Source organism: Roseibium porphyridii, assembly GCF_026191725.2.
Taxonomy (GTDB): Bacteria; Pseudomonadota; Alphaproteobacteria; order Rhizobiales; family Stappiaceae; genus Roseibium; species Roseibium porphyridii.
The window spans coordinates 4,240,272-4,255,363 of the sequence record NZ_CP120863.1 but is presented as its reverse complement, the minus strand read 5'-3'; the positions used below and the strand labels follow the sequence as shown (position 1 = coordinate 4,255,363).

Here is a 15,092-nt window from a genome sequence, read left to right as displayed (position 1 = left end):
CAATGGCGTGAGTGAAGAAATTTCACGCTATTTATCAGAGTCTTGAAGTGTAATTGCCTTCAATCCTTCATATCCAGTTCTGCGTTTTAATCCATCTGTCATCTACCCGTCATCGCTCTGTCACGTGGACCCATTTAATGCGTGGTGTGCGCAACAATGCGATTCACCTCAGCCATCCGATGGAGAGCCACTATGGATCATATCAACAAGGACGATCTTTCCTGGGACGAATGGGACGAAATGGTCCGTCCCACTTCTGAAACGACAGATTTCGATAAAATTGTCGAATCCGGCCTTTCTCGGCGTGGTTTTCTCGGAGGCCTGGTGGCATTCGGATCCGGTGCGGCTGTCATGGGCCTCGGCACTGGAGCGAGCCTCCTGAGTTCCACTTCCGCCAGGGCGCAGGATGCTGGCCGCTTTGCATTCAGCCCGGTTGGCGTTGCGACCGACAGCACGGTTCATGTTCCGGAAGGCTACACATGGGACATTTTGGTGAAATGGGGCGATAAACTCGTTTCCGACGCGCATGATTTCTCGCATGAAGCCGGTGTGCCGATCAGTTCTGCCGACAAGGTCTTCGGTGAAAACACGGATGGCATGGAACTTTTTGCCGTTGGTGACAAGCAGGTCATCGCGGTGAACAGTGAATATGTGAACCCCAAGATAAATCTGCCGCATACTGAAGATGGAACCCCACAGACGGCTGATGATGTCCGTATGCTTCAAAACTTCCAGGGCGTTACAGTCATGGAAGTGGAGGAGGGCGAAAATGGTTGGCGCGTGGTTGTCGACAGCCCGTTCAACCGCCGCATCACGCACAACACGGAAATGGCGATTTCCGGTCCGGCTGCCGGTCATGATCTGTTGAAGACTGAGGCAGATCCAACAGGAACACGGTCTCTGGGCACCTTCAACAATTGCGGCGCCGGCAAGACGCCATGGGGCACATATCTGACCTGCGAGGAAAACTTCAACGGTTACTTCGGCTCCACGGATCCGGCCATCGAGCTTCCCGAAGACTTCAAGCGTTATGGCATTGCTGCTGAAAGCCGCTATTCCTACGAGAAGTTCGATGATCGTTTCGACATCTCCAAAAACATCAACGAGCCACGCCGCGCTGGCTATATCGTCGAGATCGACCCCTCTGATCCAGCATCGACGCCCGTAAAGAGGTCCGCGCTTGGTCGTTTCAAGCACGAAAACGCTGCTTGCGCGCTGGCACCCAACGGTCAGGTCATCGTCTACATGGGAGATGATGAGCGAGGTGAGTTTCTTTACAAGTTTGTCTCGAGCGGCACCTACACTCCGGGCGCATCGACAGACGGCCTTTTGGACAACGGTACTCTGTACGTCGCCAAGTTTGCAGATGACGGAACTGGCGAATGGATGGCCTTGACCCCGGAAACGACCGGCATGAGCCTGGAAGAAATCTCGATCTTCACGCGCATGGCGGCTTCAAAAGTAGAGGCAACAACAATGGACCGTCCGGAATGGGTTGCGGTCAATCCAGTTGCCGTCGAAGCGTACTGCGCGCTGACCAACAATAAGAATCGAGGAGTGAAACCGAATGCCGGTGGTGACGACACCGCGGTGAACGGTCCTAATCCGCGTGAGAAGAACAATTACGGCCAGATCGTCCGTTGGTATCCCGAAAACGATGATCATGCAGATACCAAATTCAAATGGGATCTCTATGTCATGGCCGGGAATCCGGATGTCCATTCTGGAACCCCTTATGCGGGTTCGGACAATGTCCATGCAGGCAACATGTTCAACTCGCCTGACGGCATGATGTTCGATACTTCCGGTCTCTTGTGGATCCAGACTGACGGAAACTACAAGAATGAGGGTGATTTTGCGGGCATGGGCAACAACCAGATGCTGGTTGGTGATCCCGTTACAGGCCAGATCGAACGCTTCATGACTGTTCCTTATGGATCTGAAGTCACCGGCATTACGTGGTCGACCGACCGACGCACGCTATTTGTCGGCATACAGCATCCTGCTGCACCATTCCCCGACGGCGAGGGCAAACTGGCGCGTTCGTCCGTGATTGCGGTAAAGCGCGCCGACAATGCCCTGATCGGCTAGCGTCGGACAAACTCGGTTTGAAGAAAAAGCGCGCCGGAACCCGGCGCGCTTTTGTTCCTTGTGCCAGAAGCACTTTTTTATCGATTGTCCAATTGTGAGCGGACACGCATCAAACCCAGCTGAGTAATGCGATATGGCCCGCTGTTTTTGGACGCGATAAGGCGCTTGTATTTGAGTTTGCGGAAAAGTCGCAAAGAGCAGCCGCCCCAATACCAACCGTCCCGCGTAACCGTTTCCTGTTTGAGAATATGGCCGTGCTCGTCCTTTTCCACGAGAATACAGCCACCTTGAGCCAGCAGGTGCAGAACCCGCTGCTCGGCTTTCGAAATGTCCATTGATGTGAGAAGCCTGAATTTTGATGCAGTTAATCAGCCACTGCCGCAAAACGCTTGCAGTGCTGGTGTGCATGACCCCGGCAAAAATCAGCCGGGGATTACCGGGACTCTGACAATCCGCGCATAAAACCTCTCAATTGGAAGCTTGCGCCTATCATGCCATGTCACGCAACACAATCACGAGCTTATGCTGGAGCTACAAAAGGGGCTGGATTTGATGCAACTGTTGCAATTCAGCAATCAGATCAGCTGCTTTCCGCTGGCCAAAAGCCGCTTTCAGGGTCTCTGGAAACGACAACTGCGTTGACCTCAGTCGACCCGCATTTGGCGCAAGTCAGGCCGCTGCTGACGTCGGATACTTTTTGAGAACCGGAAAATTTTGAAATCTTCAAGTAGCGAAAACGGCCGCAATAGTCGCACCGTATGGCGAGCCGCCGATCAGTTTGAGCCAAGGTGTCCATCGTGGGATCGTCGACGTCGACGGTTGCGCGCAATGCCATTGTAACAAACTTGTCTAGCTGAAAATCTGCATGGGATCGGTAAAAATCCGGATCTTCAAGGTAGCACACGGTTTCAATTAATAAAAGTTATATATAAGTATGATTAGAATTTCATTTTCTTAGATGAATGAAAATACCCTTAAGTAAAAATGATGAATTAATGTGCAAGTGGCGGTTGATCTAACCTCCTGCAGGTTTTTTAAAGTGCTTTGTTGAAAAACGATCCTCTTTCGGCATGGAAAGCCTCTCGCTTTTTTTGACAGGCGGCAGTATGAGGAGCGCATGACAATGCTATCAGACACTTGGTTCGACCTGCTCGGTCTGTCAGGCCTGCTCAATCCATTCGCACTTCTGATTGGAGGGTATCTTGGATGGCGGGCCGATCGCACTGGCAAATTGTGGATCGCTGGCTTTGCCGCAGCATCACTCTCTTTGATACTCGAGGCCGCAGTCGGAATGCTGCAGATACCGCTACCGGTTTCGCAGGATGCTGGGGCACTGGCCATGTTTCCATTTCGCTTTGTCGGTGGTGCTTTGGCCGGCGCACTCACCTACTGGATTGGCAGACACCGTCAAAGAACCTAAGCGGAGCTCAGTCGTCCAGCCAGCTGTTAAAAAGTTGCGCATTCGGACATTCGGACAAGGCCTTGTCAGCGCCATCAGCGTGCTTGTCCAGCCAGTTTTTGCATTTCTCGGTTTCCGAGCAATTGATACACCGGAATGCAGCAGACCGGATCGCAATTTCGCTCGGCGGTCCTGCCGGGATTTTTTTCATAGCGCCGATGGTTTCCAGCATTCTTCCCATCAGATCAGCGCGTTCGTTCAAACGGTCCATCCAGTTCACGCTCTTGTCTCCTTCTGCCGGGACGAGTAGCGGACATTTGCCGCTTAGTGTTTTGTGGAGCCGGACAGTGGCAGGCGCAGACCGGCAAGTCTGCACACACTGCCTGATCGCAGTCACACAAGCCTTGATCCGTATCAAGGCTGTGCAGGCAACCTGTTTACGGCCATAATCAGCTTGAGAATCTTTTCGGCACACGACACCAGGAGATGGTGTGATGGTTGACACGGTGAGCGCGCAGACGCTCCCACAAGGCGCTAGCGGTTCATCCACTGCCAAAGGGCTGGAACCCGGCATCGTACTGAAAGCCAAGGTCGAGCAGAACTTGCCTGGGGGCGTTGTTCGTTTGACAACGGCTGAAACGAAACTGGACCTTCGTGTCCCGGCTCCACTTCCTGTTGGCGCGGATGTGACAGTCACGGTATCCGGCAGCCGTCAGCAACCTGCGATCCAGATTACGACGCTTCCTGGAAGCGGGCAGGTTGCGAATTCCACAGGACAACAGTCGACGACTTCCGGCAATAGCGCTTCTGCGCCCCCGACAGCACAAGGGGCGGGCGTATTAAGCGGGCCAGCGCCGCGACCTGCTCCGTCAATGGCTCATGTGTTGCAATCGGTTGCGCCACCGTCGCCACAAGCTGGCGCTGGTTCCGAAACGTTGAGACCTGGAACACCACCATCAGGACAGAGCGCCGCGACACAAATTCGTCAGCCAATCCCTTTGCCGCTTCAAACGCAGCCTTTGGCAAGCGGGGCGCAACTGCCAACTCCAGCAACAGGTTCGGTTCCAAATGCGGGAGCAAACACCACCACCACGCAATTTGCTCCGACACAATCAGGCCTGCCAAATCAGCCATCGCCTCAGGTTCCGAACACCGCTCAATCAGCAGTGACACAAAGTCCGGGGAACACTCCGACACCCAGCGCTAATGCGCCAAACTCAGCACCGATTGGCGGCACGTCCGGTGTTCCGATTTCCGCCCAGGTAAGTGGTCCGGCAAGTGGGCAGTTGGCAACGGTCCCTCCGCCAACCACATCGACGACACCAGTGACCAGCAGTGGTCAGGGGCTGGCGCAGACAACTGGCGCTGAACAGGCTTCGGGTGCGCCGCGACAGCCTGTAAGCGTGCCTCAGGCAACAGTTCAACAGTCCGCCAATCCCCCGCCACTTCAGACCACGGGCTCAGGTCAAGGTGGGGCGGGGACACAGTTGACATCGGCACAACCTGTTGCCCCCAGCACTCAAAGAGTGCCTACCCCCAATGCAACAGACATACGCCAAACACCGCCGGGACAAACGCTCCAAACTCAATCTGTTCCTACTGCGGCAAATGCGGGCCAGTCGTCCGTCCCGAAAGCGGGCGCCGGGCTGATACCTGGTTCCCCACTACCGAGCAACACGCCTCAATCCGGGCAGACTGGCTCAACCGTGCCTGCGGGCACGCAATCCACCTCCGTTCCGGTCTCAGGAGCACGTGCGCCGAGCATTGCGCCCGCAGTCCCGTCGCACGTGTCGGCAGTTGCCAGCCTAGGAACAAGTTTTGAAACAGCATCGTCGCGTGCGCCCGTATCTCAAGCCTACGCTGCCAAGACCGGCGGACTGTCGGAAGGGCAGAGAGCGGTCACTCAACAAAAGGGTTTTCAACAGCCTGTGGTTCAAGCCGCAGCTCAGCTGAAAAAGCCGCTGACTGAACAACAGGCCAGCTACAGCGCGCTGTTTGCGCAAATTGGCAGTCTCACGACGGCTCAATCGGCAGGCAAGGTTTCCATGCCGGATGCCGTCGTCAAGGCAATGCAACAGATCCTGGGTCTGCGCTTGAATGTCGGTCAACCGCTGAGTGCGCAATCGCTGCAGCAGGCTGTGAGCCAGTCCGGACAGTTTCGTGAAGCCGGCTTGACCAGATCTGGCAGTGGGAATCTGCCGCCTCCTGATTTGAAATCGGTGCTTTTGTCCTTCAAGTCGCTCTTGCGATCTCTTGGAACACAGGAGCAAGTTACCAGGCCTGCCGGACAAGCGGCTCCGCCTTCGCGGCATGGTTCTCCGCAAGGACAGGCGCCGCAAGCTGCAAGCGGTTTTTGGGCTGGCGCAGCTGCGCAGAACTTGCAGGCATTGTTGAAGGATACCGATGCATCGCTCGCACGGATAAGGCTCAACCAGTTGGTCAATTCGGGTCTTGCGGGCGAGGAGGGGCCAAGGGCTGCGTCGCGCCCGATGGACATTGTGCTGGAACTGCCGCTCGCATTAGGACAGGAAACGGCCATCATGCAGATGCAAATCGGCAGGGATGGAAATGGTTCGCAACAGGAAGAAGACGGTGAGCCGGCATGGCGGCTGCGATTTGCGTTGGACTTGACCGCAACCGGACCTTTGGAGGCTGCGATCAGTCTGCGCGGTGGTGGCACCTATGCCAGTTTGTGGGTTGACCGCAAGGAAACCTTCGACAATCTGAATTCGTTGCGGGAGACCATGGAAGCTGCATTTGCCGATGCCGGGCTCGATCTCCAGGAGTTCCGGCTTATCCGCGGGTTGCCACCAGGAACTGCCGCCCGTTACGGCGCATTGATTGATCGTCAATCTTGAGGACGGCTGCCTGATGACTGATCAGAAAAAAGACAAGAAACTGGCAATTGCCCTTCAATACGAAAACGAGGGGGCGCCCATTGTTACTGCCAAGGGCGCCGGAACCGTTGCAGAGCAAATTGAACAGATCGCACGGGAAGCAGGCATCCCCATTGAGGAAAACCCGATGATGGCAGAGGCCCTCTCGCAGATCGAAATCGACCAGGAAATTCCGATAGAACTTTATCAGGCGGTTGCCGTCATGATTGGCTTCATCATGCGTACCGGGCAAGCGCAGAACCCTCCTGTAGAACCCGGACCGTCCTGAAGTCATCCCGGTTTCCCCGACAGCTTGTTACCGACTGTGCGAAAGCGCATGGCTGGAGCAAGGAAAACCTTGCAGCAGAAGCAATTCCCGACTAGGTCAACAGACAGCTACAAATTCGCGCCGCAACATAGTCTTCCGGGCTGCCTTTCAATAGGCGCAACCTAAAAACAGGATTCTTGACGAAAATGACGATTGTCGACGTACGCACACCCGATCCGAAGAAATTCATCAAGGGCGCGACCGGCGACTGGGAAATTGTGATCGGCATGGAAGTCCATGCCCAGGTCACGTCCGAAGCCAAGCTCTTTTCCGGTGCCTCTACTGAATTCGGCAAGGATCCCAACAACAACGTTAGCCTCGTCGATGCGGCCATGCCAGGCATGTTGCCGGTCATCAACGAAGAGTGCGTAAGGCAGGCAGTCCGCACTGGTCTTGGTTTGAAAGCCGAGATCAATCTGAAATCGGTTTTTGATCGCAAAAACTATTTCTATCCGGATCTGCCGCAAGGCTATCAGATCTCACAGTTCAAGCAGCCGATCGTGGGCGAAGGCCAAATCCTGCTCGACATGCCGGACGAGCAGGTCGAGATCGGTGTTGAGCGTCTTCATCTGGAACAGGATGCCGGCAAGTCGCTGCACGATCAGCATCCTTCCATGTCCTTCGTCGACCTGAACCGGTCTGGCGTTGCTTTGATGGAGATCGTGTCCAAACCTGACCTGCGCTCTTCTGATGAAGCCAAGGCCTATCTGTCCAAGCTGCGTACGATCTTGAGATATCTTGGCACCTGCGACGGCAATATGGACCAGGGTTCCATGCGCGCAGACGTCAACGTATCTGTTCGCCGTCCTGGCGGTGAATTTGGTACGCGCTGCGAAATCAAGAACGTCAACTCGATCCGATTTGTCGGTCAGGCCATTGAATATGAAGCGCGCCGACAGGTCGCGATCCTGGAAGACGGCGGCGAGATCGACCAGGAAACACGCCTGTTCGACGCCGTGAAGGGTGAGACGCGATCCATGCGTTCCAAAGAGGAAGCACATGACTATCGCTATTTCCCGGATCCGGACCTGCTGCCTCTGGAATTCACCCAGGGCTTTGTCGATGAATTGGCAGACCACCTTCCCGAATTGCCGGATGACAAAAAGAGCCGCTTCGTAGCCGACTACGGGCTCACGGCCTATGATGCCGACATACTTGTCGTTGAGAAGGCATCTGCAGATTTCTTCGAGGACGTTGCCAAGGGACGGGATGCGAAACTGTCCGCGAACTGGGTGATCAACGAGCTATTCGGCCGCCTGAACAAGGAAGGCAAGGATCTAGCCGACAGCCCCGTTTCTGCCGCGCAGCTTGGCGGGATTGTCGATCTGATCAAGGCCGGGACGATTTCGGGCAAGATCGCCAAGGACCTGTTCGAGATCGTGTGGACAGAAGGCGGTGATCCCGCACAGATCGTTGAAGACCGGGGCATGAAGCAGGTCACAGATCTTGGTGCGATCGAAGCGATTGTCGACGAAATCCTCGCCGCGAACCCGGACAAGGTCGAACAGGCCAAGGAAAAACCGAACCTCGTGGGATGGTTTGTCGGCCAGGTCATGAAAGCCTCAAAAGGCAAGGCCAACCCGCAGGCAGTGAACGATCTTCTGAAGCAGAAGATCGGTCTGGAATAAGACATGTCCGCAAATGCACCGCAAGCGAATGTGGCATTGCCGATTACCGGTTCATGCCACTGCGGTGCAGTCTCGTTTGAAATGAATGCAGTTCCTCGATACGCGGTTGAATGCAATTGTTCGATTTGCAGAAGTCTTGGAACAGTTTGGGGACACGGGCAGGCGGCTGATATCACCATTCACGCCGCCCCTGAAGCGACAATCAGCTATTCTCGTGGCGAGAAAGAACTGGCTTTCCACACATGCAGGACGTGCGGTTCAACCACACATTGGGAAGCCGTAAAGGGTGACGCCGTGGGCCGACTGGCCGTCAACCTGCGCCTTGCAGAACCTGGAACTATCGAAGCCATCGGACACCGCTATTTCGATGGGGCGGAAACCTGGACGTTTCTGGATTGAGATTTGAGGATTTCACCTGATATCGTGAGACTTCGGAATTCGAGACAGGACTGCTCCGTTCTGTCGGTTATCGCTATCACCAGTACCAGGACCAGGAGCTTTGATGAACGCGGATCTTTCAAGCCTGTTGCTGGCACTGGGCATATTTGCCGTCGGATTTGTTAGCATTGGTCCCAATATTCTCGCCATTATCGGCACCTCCATGGAACGTGGACGCCAGTCGGGTGTCAGGTTGGCGCTGGGCGTTGGTCTGGGGTCCGGCATCTGGGCAACTCTCACCGTTGCCGGTCTTACCGCGCTGATTGCCGCTTTTGCCTATGCAATCACTGTTTTGAAAATATTGGGGGCTGCCTATTTGATCTGGCTTGCTTTCAAAGCCTTCCGTTCCGCTGCCAGTCGAAACGGTCACATCGCTGTCAAAGCAGCCAGAGGTGATCGGCTCCTTTTGCAAGGACTGGCCATTCAGATGACCAATCCGAAAGCAGCCCTGCACTGGATCGCGATAGTTGGCGTTGGTCTGGGACCGAACGCGCCACTGTGGGTTGGGCTCGCGCTCATCGTCAGCTGCACGATCATGTCTGTTCTGGCTCATCTTGCATATGCCGTCACCTTTTCTACGCAGCCTGTCGTCACGCTTTATCGTCGCTTACGCCGTCTGATTGAAGCAGGGCTCGGCATGTTTTTCACCTTTGCTGCCTTCAAGCTTGCAACCTATCGCAGCTGACCGCTAGGCAACAAAGTCTCGATAGGCTAAACGGCTGACAGTCTTGATCAAACCGCTGAGCCGCATGACCGCTAGTTTCGACACCAGCTCTTCGAAAGCGCCATTTTACGCCACGCCTGTTGGTGTATGGGCTATCGTGGCTTTCTGGGGTCTTTCGCACCTGCTGCTGCGCGCCTTGTCGACACCGGTTCTCGGCACGGACGATATGTTCGAGAACGTGTTGGTTCAAACCCTTGAACCCGGATACATGCTGCGTCAACCGCCACTTTACGAATGGCTTTTGTGGTCGGCGCAGCAGGTTTTTGGACCGACAATCTGGGCAGCGCTTTTCGTCAAATACGGACTGATTTCACTAGCAGCCCTGTTCTTGTTCCTGATCGCACGCAAGGCGCTTCTTGATCCGAGATTGGCCGCGCTCTGTGCGTTTTCCTATTCGCTTTTTTATCAGTTTGGCTGGAACCTTCATGAGGGTGTGACCCACACCGTCGTCCTGACAACAGCTTGCGCCGCTAGCGCCTTCTTTTTTCTGAAGGCATTGGAAACTGAAAGGCTGGTCTTTTACCTGCTGTTCGGGGCAGTTGCCGGTGCAGGGCTTTTGGGCAAGCATTCCTATCCACTCTTTGCACTTGCCCTTGTTCTTGCCGCGTTGAGCGACGCCCACTGGCGCGAACGGTTCCGTTGGACTGGTCTATTGCTGGTGCCGCTCGCTGCGGTGTGTGTCTACAGCCCTTACGCGACCTGGATCCTGAGCGAAGGTTTGAAACTGCTCGCCTCCGTATCCGATACCATGGGCGTAACCGCGCAGACGCCGCATGTTCTCAGGGTTGGCGAAGGGCTGGGGAAACTCGCATTCGGACTTCTTGGGTTTTCCGTGCCGCTTGTTCCGCTTCTGCTTTTGCTATTCTGGCCGAGATATCTGCTGCGTCTCCAGCCGGATCGAGCTTCGGTCAATGCAGTCGCGCGCCTCTGTGGACGGACGGTGCTGGTGATGATCGTCCTGACAGCCTTGCTGATCCTGATAACCGGGGCGACCTATGTCAAAGAGCGGCACATGCATCCGCTGTTGCTGCTGTTGCCGGTCTATCTGTTTGCCGATTTGGAGCGTTTTGAAGCCAAGGCCCGTTGGCGTTGGCTGGCGGTCGTCGTGTTTGCTGTGGTGGCTGTGGCGTTTCTGGCCCGTGTTCCGGGCCTTATCGCGCCAGACAAGTTTTGGTGCGGCGGCAAGTGCCGCCACATGAAGCCATACGCCGATCTGCAGATGCCACTCTCTGAATTGGGTGCAGAAAACGCCACCCTGATTGCGGACGACGGCTATACGGGCGGCAATCTGAGAGTGCTTTTCCCTGACGCGAGGATTGTCACCAAGGCGATACCCGCTCGAGTGCCCCCTCGCGGAAAGTGTTTCTACATCTGGGAGGAAGGCGACCGGGAGCCGGAGCTCCCGGCCCAAGACCGTTTCAGCAAAAACGCCTATTGGGACGCGGCGGATCCGAAGTCAGCGCGCTATTTAACCGGAAGTTGGCCTCATCTTTGGAAAGATCAAGATTGGAGGACAACCTGGTGGGGCGTTGCTGAACTGGACCCGGATGAGCCGATTTGCAGATAGTGATCTGCTTAGACCAATCGAAATATGCCCTGGACAGGGAAAACAGCATGAGCACCACGATCCTAATTGAAAAAGCGTCTCCTGATCACTTGATGGAGATTGTCGAGATCATCAACGCCGGAGCAACATCCGTTCGCAAGAACAAGGAATATGACAACTGGCAAGACTATCGCCCCGCCTTTGATGCTCTAAGAACCGCCCCTGAGTGTGACATTTACGTGGCTCTGGATGAAACCGGTGCGGTTGTCGGAACATATCAAATCCATTTCCTGAAGGGCATTGCCTTCATGGGACGGCCGCGCGTGGAGTTGGAAAGCGTTCACGTACGCGCCGACCAGCGCGGAAAAGGCATTGGCCGTGCCATGATGGAACATGCGGAAGCACTGGCGCGTTCGGTAAACGCTTGCATCATTCAGCTGACCTCAAACAAGGAGCGTGAAGGCTCTCATCATTTCTACCGTCAGCTTGGTTACGACCAGAGCCACCTCGGTTACAAGAAGATGATGATGTGAGGCAGCCCACATTGGTGTTCGATGCTTAGGTCGCAATCGGCGGCAGCCGGGCTTGCCAGAACAAACCCGACTTGCTTCACTGCGCTGACTTTCCCCAGGCACGTCGCCGTCAAACTGGAAATTCCATGACCCAAATGCAGGAAAAACCGATCGAGCTCTATTTCTGGCCAACGCCGAACGGCTGGAAGGCAAGCATCATGCTTGAAGAGCTTGGGGTTCCCTATAATCTGAACTTGGTCAATATCGGCAAGGGAGATCAGTTCGAACCCGAATTCCTCGCGATTTCACCCAACAACCGGATGCCGGCCATTCTTGACCCTGAGGGGCCCGGCGGCGCACCGATCTCCGTTTTTGAATCCGGTGCAATTCTTCAATATCTCGGTCGAAAATTTCAGAAATTTTATCCTGAAGACGAACGCAAGCGCGTGGAGACGGAAGAGTGGCTGATGTGGCAGATGGGCGGATTTGGGCCGATGCTCGGGCAAAACCATCATTTCCGCCATTACGCCCCGGAAAAAGTGCCTTACGCGATTGAGCGATATTCAAATGAGACCCACAGGCTTTATGGCGTTCTGAACAGGCGGCTGGAAGGACGGGCCTACATTGCGGCTGATGAATATACGATTGCGGATATTGCAACATTTGGCTGGGCGCAGCGCTGGCAACGACAGAATATCGATCTGGAAGAGTTTCCCAATGTCAGAGACTGGCGGTTGCGGTTGGAGGCGCGTGGGGCTGTTCAGCGCGGTCTTGCTGTCGGCGCAGATCAGCAGAAAACACTGGTGATTGAGAAGGACAAGGCAGCCCAAAGCGTCTTGTTCGGGCAAAAGGCGCGGTAACGCTCTCAGACTGAATAAACGTGGGCCTGCACACTACTCAATTGACTTTGCGCCAGACTTCCTTTTCGCAAACATTGAACACCACCCGGACACAGCCTTGAACTTCGAGCGCTGACCCCCCCTTTTTTCGTATGGTCGCGTTGGCGCTGAAACCCCTGCGTGGATCATAAACCCGCCCCTTCCAGGCGTTGGACTGCGATTTCATCCGCCAGAGCACCTTGAGACCAAGGATCTTGCGGCCGCGTTTGCTGGCATCCCTGTTCTTAAGATCCGGCGTGTTTTTCATCGTGTAGCCCTTGGGCGGCGTGAAGCGCACGATTTTCCCGCAGGGTGCACTGCCACACGTGCTGATGTTGATGATGGCCCCTGCCGGTGTTTTCCAGTTGCCTGATATGTCAGGAGCAGCAGTTGCAGGAGGAGCTGCCAGGAGAAGCAAAACCGGGATTGCGATCCCGAAGGCGGCTCGGCATGGAAACCGGAGCAAATTGAAGAATAAAAAAGATGTCACAAAAATACCCCGCCGCGATGCCGATGAAGATTGCGCCACAATTTTTTATCAGCAAATGCGACGGGGCAATGGCCAAATCACAACGATTTGGCAAACAGCACAGTTTTCTAGTTGGCGCGGGTCCAGGTTTCGCCCTTGCAGATCAAACCACCCATGACACAACCTTCCAGCTTAAGCTTGTCTACTGCGGTCAGTTCAATGAAACCGGTGTAGGTCTTGCCGTCTTCGGCGTTGTAAACCTTGCCCTTCCACTGGTTGGATTTGGCCGTGGGTTTCATCGACTTGACGATCCGTGCACCGAGCAAGGGCTGTTCACGTAAGGAAGCGTCGGGATTGTTGGTGTCGTTGCGTGGTGTTTTCAGCCAGATCAGTTTGCCGCAAAGAGCAGCGCCGCACGAACTTATGCGGATTTTTGAGGCCCCGTTCGGGCGCACCCAGTCTCCCTTCGCGTCTGCGGCAAGAGACAGCGTTGAAGACGCGGTGACAAAACCAGCGGCCAAGGCAGCCGCCGCGATCATGGATTTCAGCATTATGTCCTCCCAAAGCGGAAAAGCTTCCGTTTACGGAAACGGAATGTATACGCATTGAAAGCTTGCTGAAAACCCGTGTCCCAACGTCACGTGGCGGATTTTTTCTATTCGCCTGCGAATTGTGACCTCAAACCCGATTCAGGTTCTCAATCCATTTCAAGGTTTTGGCGGCGATGTCTTCCCAGCCATCTTCAAGCTGCATGTAGTGGCAGCGTCCTTCAATCAGTTCGAAGGTTGCCTGGCTCCCATATCGGTTGGCCATGGTGACGGCGGTGGAGGGGGGAACGACTTTGTCTTCGCTTCCGGACAAAAACAGCAATGGCGCTTTCGCCTTGGCAAAGTCGACCTTGGTGGTCTGGTTGACATCGTACATCCAGAAAAACAGCTCGAAGAGCACGGCTCCGGACTCCGTACCCAACCGATCACAGATTTCGTGCTGTTGTCGTTCCGGCATGGTGTTGAGACCATAAGCGGCCAGCAACTCGAAATCCTGCCCAGGCACCATTTCCCAAAAACGCCCTGCTGACATGAACATCTTGCCGAGAGCCCGCTCCATTTCGGTCGTGGGCAGAGTGCCGTGAATAATGCTGCTGTTGATCAGAACGCCGGCCTCAATAAGGTCGAGTGGGGATAACAGCTGAGCAATCAGCCCCCCGAGAGAGTGACCAATGACAATGGGCCTTCGGTCCATCTCTTTAACGTAGTGAGCAATGTCCTCAACATAGTCTGCAATGCTGGCTCCCGTCAGCGCATCAATCCTGGCGTCTCCTTCGGGTAGGTCATGCCCACGATAGCTCGGCGTATGGCACTCAAATCCTGCACCCTCAAAAAAAATCTTGAACGTTTCCATGGTCCAGGGCTGTGCATTTGTGCCGTGCAGGAGAACGATAGGCGGGTTTGGCATTTTCTTTCACTCCGAAGTTGGGACGGTTCTCCCAAAAATTTCAGCCAAGACTGCACTGAATTTCTTGTTTGGTGAACAGAACGTTGAAAGGTCCTTTCAAATTTTGTGAGAATGTCACTGATTTTAAAGCGGAATTCGCAACTGCATGCTTACCGGCAAGTAAATTTCAGAGATATTTAAATTTTTGTTCGCATTACGTTAAACCTGTATTTTAACTGGCCATTTAACTGCTCCTGCTGAAGTACACCTCAAGAAACGACGGGGAAAGATTTGCGAAATCTTGCGTTTCTTCGGTCGGAATAAAGGCGCGTTTTCGCTCCTGACCGATCAGCAAACAGGGGGAAGCATCTGGTGTTCATCAGAACGCAGAGACGCTTCTGGAAAGACAGAGTAGGAAAGGGGAGCATCATGGCTCGTTTTGAAATTCATTCGGCTGATATGGCCATCATGGGCGGCAAGCCCGTTACGGCTGACATTCTGTTTCAGATGGGTCTGGACAGCGCATGCGGCCGCAACGGTGCAACTGATCTGGTCACGGCACATAAATGGTTCAACATTGCGGCTCTTAAAGGCAATCAGGATGCAGTCCGGTACCGGAAGGAAATTTCCGGTGAAATGAGCTCATCTGAAATTGCTGAAGCTCAGCGCTCCGCCCGTGAATGGCTGTCAATGCATTGAGCCGGTCGAAGGCTGCCGGCCATACGGCACCTCAACCGCAAACACTCATCTGACGCGGCAGTAGATTTCA

Annotated in this window: 16 protein-coding genes; 11 read left to right on the top strand and 5 right to left on the bottom strand. The window is 54.7% G+C overall.

Translation table 11 applies throughout. The annotated features are described in order from the left end of the window. Positions 1-192: 192 nt before the first annotated feature. Positions 193-2,091, top strand: a complete 1,899-nt coding sequence (locus K1718_RS19705; RefSeq protein WP_265681117.1) for a PhoX family protein — start codon at positions 193-195, stop codon at positions 2,089-2,091. Between the two features lie 77 nt (positions 2,092-2,168). On the opposite strand, the gene K1718_RS19700 is transcribed toward K1718_RS19705, so the two are convergent. Next, the gene (locus K1718_RS19700) at positions 2,169-2,426 is read right to left on the bottom strand and encodes a YjhX family toxin (RefSeq protein ID WP_152502580.1); all 258 of its coding nucleotides are present in this window, start codon (positions 2,424-2,426) and stop codon (positions 2,169-2,171) included. A gap of 782 nt (positions 2,427-3,208) precedes the next feature. On the opposite strand from K1718_RS19700, the gene K1718_RS19695 reads away from it, so the two are divergent. Continuing rightward, positions 3,209-3,511 carry a phosphatidylglycerophosphatase gene (locus tag K1718_RS19695; protein WP_265681118.1) on the top strand — a complete coding sequence of 101 codons (303 nt, stop codon included), beginning with the start codon at positions 3,209-3,211 and terminating at the stop codon, positions 3,509-3,511. A gap of 7 nt (positions 3,512-3,518) precedes the next feature. Here the strand turns inward: K1718_RS19695 and K1718_RS19690 are convergent, their stop codons facing one another. After that, on the bottom strand, positions 3,519-3,761 hold the full coding sequence (locus tag K1718_RS19690) for a DUF6455 family protein (RefSeq protein ID WP_152504363.1): 243 nt from the start codon (positions 3,759-3,761) through the stop codon (positions 3,519-3,521). 223 nt (positions 3,762-3,984) lie between these two features. On the opposite strand from K1718_RS19690, the gene fliK reads away from it, so the two are divergent. The 8 genes from fliK (at position 3,985) to K1718_RS19650 (ending at position 12,402) form a co-directional block, all read left to right on the top strand. Next, a complete protein-coding gene (gene fliK, locus K1718_RS19685) occupies positions 3,985-6,348 on the top strand; it encodes a flagellar hook-length control protein FliK (protein WP_265681119.1) in 2,364 nt (787 codons plus the stop codon). A 13-nt stretch (positions 6,349-6,361) separates the two neighbouring features. Continuing rightward, positions 6,362-6,655 (top strand): EscU/YscU/HrcU family type III secretion system export apparatus switch protein, encoded by a 294-nt coding sequence (locus tag K1718_RS19680; protein WP_265681120.1) that lies wholly within the window; start codon positions 6,362-6,364, stop codon positions 6,653-6,655. A 185-nt stretch (positions 6,656-6,840) separates the two neighbouring features. Continuing rightward, positions 6,841-8,322: an Asp-tRNA(Asn)/Glu-tRNA(Gln) amidotransferase subunit GatB gene (gene gatB / locus K1718_RS19675; RefSeq protein WP_265681121.1), complete on the top strand. Its 1,482-nt coding sequence runs from the start codon at positions 6,841-6,843 to the stop codon at positions 8,320-8,322. 3 nt (positions 8,323-8,325) lie between these two features. Continuing rightward, positions 8,326-8,721 (top strand): GFA family protein, encoded by a 396-nt coding sequence (locus K1718_RS19670; protein WP_152502575.1) that lies wholly within the window; start codon positions 8,326-8,328, stop codon positions 8,719-8,721. A 103-nt stretch (positions 8,722-8,824) separates the two neighbouring features. Beyond that, the gene (locus K1718_RS19665; RefSeq protein WP_265681122.1) at positions 8,825-9,445 is read left to right on the top strand and encodes a LysE family translocator; all 621 of its coding nucleotides are present in this window, start codon (positions 8,825-8,827) and stop codon (positions 9,443-9,445) included. A gap of 64 nt (positions 9,446-9,509) precedes the next feature. Further along, on the top strand, positions 9,510-11,051 hold the full coding sequence (locus tag K1718_RS19660; protein WP_265681123.1) for an ArnT family glycosyltransferase: 1,542 nt from the start codon (positions 9,510-9,512) through the stop codon (positions 11,049-11,051). Positions 11,052-11,098: 47 nt separating this feature from the next. Next, positions 11,099-11,563, top strand: coding sequence for a GNAT family N-acetyltransferase (locus K1718_RS19655; protein WP_265681124.1), 465 nt, complete (start codon positions 11,099-11,101; stop codon positions 11,561-11,563). Positions 11,564-11,688: 125 nt separating this feature from the next. Continuing rightward, positions 11,689-12,402, top strand: a complete 714-nt coding sequence (locus K1718_RS19650) for a glutathione S-transferase N-terminal domain-containing protein (RefSeq protein WP_152502571.1) — start codon at positions 11,689-11,691, stop codon at positions 12,400-12,402. 37 nt (positions 12,403-12,439) lie between these two features. Here the strand turns inward: K1718_RS19650 and K1718_RS19645 are convergent, their stop codons facing one another. The 3 genes from K1718_RS19645 to K1718_RS19635 form a co-directional block, all read right to left on the bottom strand. After that, positions 12,440-12,910, bottom strand: a complete 471-nt coding sequence (locus tag K1718_RS19645; protein WP_152502570.1) for a DUF2147 domain-containing protein — start codon at positions 12,908-12,910, stop codon at positions 12,440-12,442. Positions 12,911-13,017: 107 nt separating this feature from the next. Next, positions 13,018-13,440, bottom strand: a complete 423-nt coding sequence (locus K1718_RS19640; protein ID WP_265681125.1) for a DUF2147 domain-containing protein — start codon at positions 13,438-13,440, stop codon at positions 13,018-13,020. Positions 13,441-13,567: 127 nt separating this feature from the next. After that, positions 13,568-14,344 carry an alpha/beta hydrolase gene (locus K1718_RS19635; protein ID WP_265681126.1) on the bottom strand — a complete coding sequence of 259 codons (777 nt, stop codon included), beginning with the start codon at positions 14,342-14,344 and terminating at the stop codon, positions 13,568-13,570. Between the two features lie 438 nt (positions 14,345-14,782). On the opposite strand from K1718_RS19635, the gene K1718_RS19630 reads away from it, so the two are divergent. Continuing rightward, entirely contained in the window at positions 14,783-15,022 is a 240-nt protein-coding gene (locus K1718_RS19630) for a hypothetical protein (RefSeq protein ID WP_152504362.1), read from the top strand. Positions 15,023-15,092: the final 70 nt, after the last annotated feature.